At 72.1% G+C, this 4,858-nt stretch carries 6 protein-coding genes; 3 read left to right on the top strand and 3 right to left on the bottom strand.

From position 1 onward, the window contains the following. Positions 1-946: 946 nt before the first annotated feature. Together ACGFMK_RS48795 and ACGFMK_RS48790 are read right to left on the bottom strand one after the other, a co-directional pair. Positions 947-1,924 carry a LacI family DNA-binding transcriptional regulator gene (locus ACGFMK_RS48795; RefSeq protein WP_392778864.1) on the bottom strand — a complete coding sequence of 326 codons (978 nt, stop codon included), beginning with the start codon at positions 1,922-1,924 and terminating at the stop codon, positions 947-949. Positions 1,925-2,030: 106 nt separating this feature from the next. Further along, positions 2,031-2,744 (bottom strand): helix-turn-helix domain-containing protein, encoded by a 714-nt coding sequence (locus ACGFMK_RS48790; RefSeq protein WP_392778861.1) that lies wholly within the window; start codon positions 2,742-2,744, stop codon positions 2,031-2,033. Between the two features lie 9 nt (positions 2,745-2,753). On the opposite strand from ACGFMK_RS48790, the gene ACGFMK_RS48785 reads away from it, so the two are divergent. Beyond that, complete coding sequence (locus tag ACGFMK_RS48785) at positions 2,754-3,176, top strand: NUDIX domain-containing protein (protein ID WP_392778858.1); 423 nt, start codon at positions 2,754-2,756, stop codon at positions 3,174-3,176. A gap of 95 nt (positions 3,177-3,271) precedes the next feature. Here the strand turns inward: ACGFMK_RS48785 and ACGFMK_RS48780 are convergent, their stop codons facing one another. Then, the gene (locus ACGFMK_RS48780) at positions 3,272-3,691 is read right to left on the bottom strand and encodes a YybH family protein (RefSeq protein WP_392778855.1); all 420 of its coding nucleotides are present in this window, start codon (positions 3,689-3,691) and stop codon (positions 3,272-3,274) included. Positions 3,692-3,883: 192 nt separating this feature from the next. Here ACGFMK_RS48780 and ACGFMK_RS48775 point away from each other — a divergent pair, with 192 nt between their 5' ends. Beyond that, complete coding sequence (locus ACGFMK_RS48775) at positions 3,884-4,369, top strand: MmpS family transport accessory protein (protein WP_392778853.1); 486 nt, start codon at positions 3,884-3,886, stop codon at positions 4,367-4,369. A gap of 28 nt (positions 4,370-4,397) precedes the next feature. Further along, the coding region (locus tag ACGFMK_RS48770) for an ABC transporter permease (RefSeq protein ID WP_392778866.1) at positions 4,398-4,858 on the top strand (461 nt) is incomplete at its 3' end.

Genomic DNA, 4,858 nt, shown 5'->3' with positions numbered 1-4,858 from the left:
GGGGGCGGCCGTGGGGGCCCGGGGGGGGGGGGGGGGGGGGGGGGGGCGGGCCCCGCGCCGCCCCCCCCGCCACGTCTGTCCCTCGGCTCGAGCGCGACTCGATCCGCGGCCCAGCGCCTCTCCAGCCACGACGGCCTCCGCAGCTCCACGAACCGACCTCCCAGGTACGTGAGCCGACCTTCTAGGTACGCGAGCCGACCCTCCGGGCACGTGGGCCGACTCTCTGGGCACGTGGGCCGACTCTCTGGGTACGTGAGTCGACCCTCCAGATACGTGAGCCGACTCTCTGGGCGCGTGAGCCGGCTCTCTGGGTACGCGAGCCCACCTCCCAGGCGTGCGAGCCGACTCTCTGGGTACGTGAGTCGACCCTCCAGGTACGTGAGACGACCCTCCAGGTACGAGAGCCGGCTCTCTGGGTACGCGAGCCCACCTCCCAGGCGTGCGAGCCGACTCTCTGGGTACGTGAGTCGACCCTCCAGGTACGTGAGTCGACCCTCCAGGTACGTGAGCCGGCTCTCTGGGTACGCGAGCCCACCTCCCAGGCGTGCGAGCCGACTCTCTGGGAACGTGAGTCGACCTTCTGGGTACGCGAGCTGACTCTCCAGGTACGCGAGCTGACTCTCCAGGTACGCGAGCCGACCTTCCAGGTACGCGAGCCGACTCTGCAGGCACGTGAGCCGACCCTCTGACCACGTGAGCCGACCCTCTGACCACATGAGCCGGCTCACTGGGCACGTGAGCTGACCTCCGGGCGCGTGAGCCGTCCATGCGGAGAGGTGAGCCGACCTCCCGGGTGCACGAACCGGCCATCCAGATGTGCGAGCTGATGCTTCCGGTGTCCGAACTGGCCCGTGCAGACTCCGCGAGATGTTCCCTAGGATGCGCCAGGCGGCTCGCCGCGTGTGCGGGCGACCGTCCGGGCAAGCACGCCGGCTCGCTGGGCGAGTCAGCGGCGAGAACTCTTCCGTTCGATCAAGCGCGCTTCGAGCGTCGTCGTGGTCGCGTCGCGGGTGCTGTCCGAAATCCGGGCCAGCAGCAGCTGCGCCGCCACCCGGCCGACCTCGTAGGCCGGCTGGGCGACCACCGTCAGGGGCGGGTCGATCAGTGTTGTCCAGGGGGCGTCGTCGAACGAGACGATGCCGATGTCGCGACCCGAACGCAGGCCTCGCGCCGAGAGAGCCTCCAGGACTCCGATCGCCATCGTGCTGTTCGCGACCAGCAGCGCGTCCGGCGGGGTCGGCTCGTCCAGCAGCTCCAGCGCCGCCAGCCGGGCGCCTTCCGCGCGGTACTCCGCCCGCCGGGACACCACGTTTTCCTCGCCGACGACGTCGGCGTAGCCCGCTAGGCGATCGTCGGCCGTGCGGACGCCCGCGGGGCCGGTCAGGCAGCCGACGCGGCGGTAACCGCCCGTCAGCAGGTGCCGCGTCGCCTCGGCCGCCGCGTGCCGCGTGTCGACCAGCACCTGGTCGCCCGCCTCGGCCGGCAGCGGCCGGTCGACCGCCACCAGCGGCGTGCCCTGGCGGCGCAGGCCCTCGACGTTCGTGGACCGGCCGGTGGGGGAGAGCACCACCCCGGCGACCCGCTCCTGCAGCGCGACCTCGATGTAGCGCCGCTCCTTGTCCTCGTTCTCGTCGGAGTTGCAGAGCACCACCGAGTACCCGGACCGCTGCGCGAGGTCCTCGACGCCACGCGCGATCGCCGTGAAGAACGGGTTCTCGACGTCGGAGATGATCAGCGCGAGCACCGCCGTCTCCTGCCGGCGCAGGTTCCGGGCCAGCCCGTTCGGGTGATAGCCGAGCTCGGTGGCGGCCTCCTGGACCCGCGCGGCCAACGTCGGGTCCACTGTGGACTTGCCGTTGAGCGCGCGCGACACGGTCGCCGTGGAGACGCCGGCCCTCGCCGCGACGTCACTGATGGTGGCCACACGCCCTCCCGACCGAAGCCCTGGTCACACTTCGAGGGGGAGAATAGCGCTCCCGGTAGTCGTTTACCGTCCGCTCACCTTTCCGGGCCAGGGCCGTCGGCCGCCGTTACGCCGAACGGACCTCGTCCACAGTGGACCGCCCGGGGAAGTAGGCGCGCGGGGTCAGGCCGGTCAGGGCCCGGACGTCCCGGCTGAGGTGGGCCTGGTCGGCGTACCCCGCGGCGGCGGCCAGCGCGGCCAGCCCCGGCGCGCGCGGAGCCAGCGAGACCGCCCGCTGGAAACGGCTGACCCGCAGGTAGGTAGCCGGTCCGTAGCCGATCGCCTGGACGAAGCGCCGCCGCAGCCGGCGTTCGGCGACCCCGACCTGACCGGCGGCTTCCGCGACCCGGGTGGCCCCGGCGTCGAGCCGCGCGACCAGTGCCGCCACCGCCGGATCGGGCGGCGGGGCGTCCGGCAGCCGCGACACGACCGCGCGCGCCGGGGAGAGGTCTCCGGAGAGCAGCCGCTCGGTCAGCAGCTCGCCCTCGCGGCCCCACAGCTCGGGCAGCGTGACGCGGCGATCGCGCAGCTCGTCGGCGGCCACGCCGAGCACCGCCGCCGCGCGGCCCGGGGTGAACCGCACGCCACGCAGCACCTCGCCGGGCCTGGTCACCGACGACCAGGCCGTGGTGTCCGGGCCCGCGACGAACACGCCGGTGTCCCCGACGACCAGGTCCAGGCAGCCATCGGGCACGATCCGCTTCGGCGCCGAAGCGGCCGACCGCCACACGCAGCGGGCGACGCCCCGCAGCGGCGGGGGTGGTGCCGCCTCTTCGTACATACTCCGATCATGCACCTGGGGTCCGACAGTTTCGCGCCGCCCATCGACTCACTGGCCTGGATCCACGTCCGCGACCGGCGGCTCCTTTCGGTCCGCACCACCGGCAAGGCGAAGTTCTACCTGCCCGGCGGCAAGCGCGAGCCGGGCGAAGGCGACGTCGCGGGGCTGTGCCGGGAGATCCGCGAAGAGCTCGGGGTGACGCTCGACCCGCTCAGCTTCCGGTTCTTCGCCGCACTGGAGGAGCAGGCCGACGGTTTCGCCGACGGGCGCCTGGTCCGCATGACCTGCTACACGGCCGACCACCAGGGCGAGCCGACACCGTCGCGGGAGATCGCGGAGGCGGCCTGGCTGAGCTCGGCGGAGGCGGCGATGTGCCCGCCCGCCGGACAGCGGGTGCTGCGGATGCTGGCTGATGCCGGGTTGGTGGACTGACCGCGTTTCGAGGTGGGCTTGGGGGGTGGGGGTCGGCCGAAGCAGTGGTCGGCGCTCTGCCGCGGATGCTGATCGAGGCCCTGCCGGCCGGCTGTTCACGGCTCGAGGTCCACCACCCCGCGGCCCGTTCCGATGTCGAACGGCACCGATGCCTGGTCGTGCACGATCAGCCAGTCTTCGTCGATCTTGCGGAAGCAGAACGTGGCCCGGACCCACATTCCGGCCGCCTTCGTGCCGTCGCCGAGAGTGCCGCTCAACCTGCCGAAACAGTGGCCGAACGCCAGGTCCTCGCCCGCCGTGACGGTCAGGTCGCGGACCTCGTAACTCACCTCCGCGAACAACGTGAACGCTCTCGCCCAGTTCTTCAGCTTCGCGTCGACCCCCACGTGCTGCAGCGGGGGCTCGACGTCGAACGACACGACGTCCGCCGCGTACATGCTCCTGAGCGCGTCCAGGTCCTTCGCCTTGATCCCCTCGACGAGCTTGTCGATCTGCTGCCGGATCGCCGTGGTCATGTTGTCTCCTTCGGTCTGGGATTCCCTCACTGAGAACGACGACGCAGCATCTGCGAATGTGAGGTCCCTCGGCGCACCCGATTGGGTGAAAGTTGGACTTCTCATGGATCGGGGGCTAACGCGGAGTTAGGTCACGGCGAGATGTAGTCGACGTACTCGACGGAAGTGCGCTCGACGAGAGAAGACCTTTCCATGGGTGTTCCCATCGTTACCCCACCCGCGGCGCCTACCGAGCGTGACCGCCAAAGCCGGTGCCGGCCCGCGGGCAACGTCATCGTCGTGCTCGGGGTGATCGCCGCGGCCGTCGCGGTGACCTCGTACGTCGTGCCTCGGTCCACGCGTGGACCGGTGTCGGGCGAGCCCGTGGCCGCGCCAGTCGCCCCGGCCGCGGTCAGCACTGTCAGCCACTCCGTCCTCTACGAACTGCTCGGCGCGGACGGTGCCCGCAACGTCACCTACTCGGGCGCGGGGGCGGCGCTGGCCCAGCAGGCCGAGGTCGCCACGCCGTGGTCGGCGGCGTTCACCCGCACCGGCCCGGCCGACCGCACCGAGTTCTACTCCATCGCCGCGCAGAACCCCGGGCCGGGCGAGCTGCGCTGCCGGATCAGCGTCGACGGCGTCGTTCTCGCCGAGAAGGCCGTGACCGAACCCGGCCGCCAGTTCAGCTGTGCCGTCTGAAAGCCGTCTGACGGCCGCGTAAGGCAGGATCCAGGGCGTGATCACCTTCGGGCCCGCCCTGGTGGCCGTGCTGGTCCTGCTCACCCTGGCCGGGGCTGCCGTCGTCCGCTGGGGCGAACTCGGCCAGGGCCGCGCGGTGCTGATCGCCGCGATCCGCGCGGTCGCGCAGCTGGCCCTCGTGTCGCTGGTGATCACCGCGATCCTGCGCTCCGCCCCGCTGACCGGCCTGTTCGTGCTGCTCATGTTCGGTATCGCCGCGGTGACGTCCGCGCGCCGCGGCGGCGGCTGGGCCAACCTGCCCTGGACGGCCCTCGCCATCACGGCCGGCGTCGCCCCCGTGCTCGCCCTGGTCCTCGGCGCCGGCGTCGTGCCGCTGCGCCCGATCGCGGTCGTCCCGATCGCCGGCATCGTGATCGGCGGCGCGATGACCGCGACGTCGCAGGCCGCCCGCCGCGCCCTGGACGAGCTCAAGGCCCGCCACGGCGAGTA

This window comes from Amycolatopsis sp. NPDC049252, from assembly GCF_043197175.1.
Classification (GTDB): domain Bacteria; phylum Actinomycetota; class Actinomycetes; order Mycobacteriales; family Pseudonocardiaceae; genus Amycolatopsis.
Note: the sequence above shows the minus strand (reverse complement) of the source record. Positions and strands in the feature narration are given on the sequence as shown.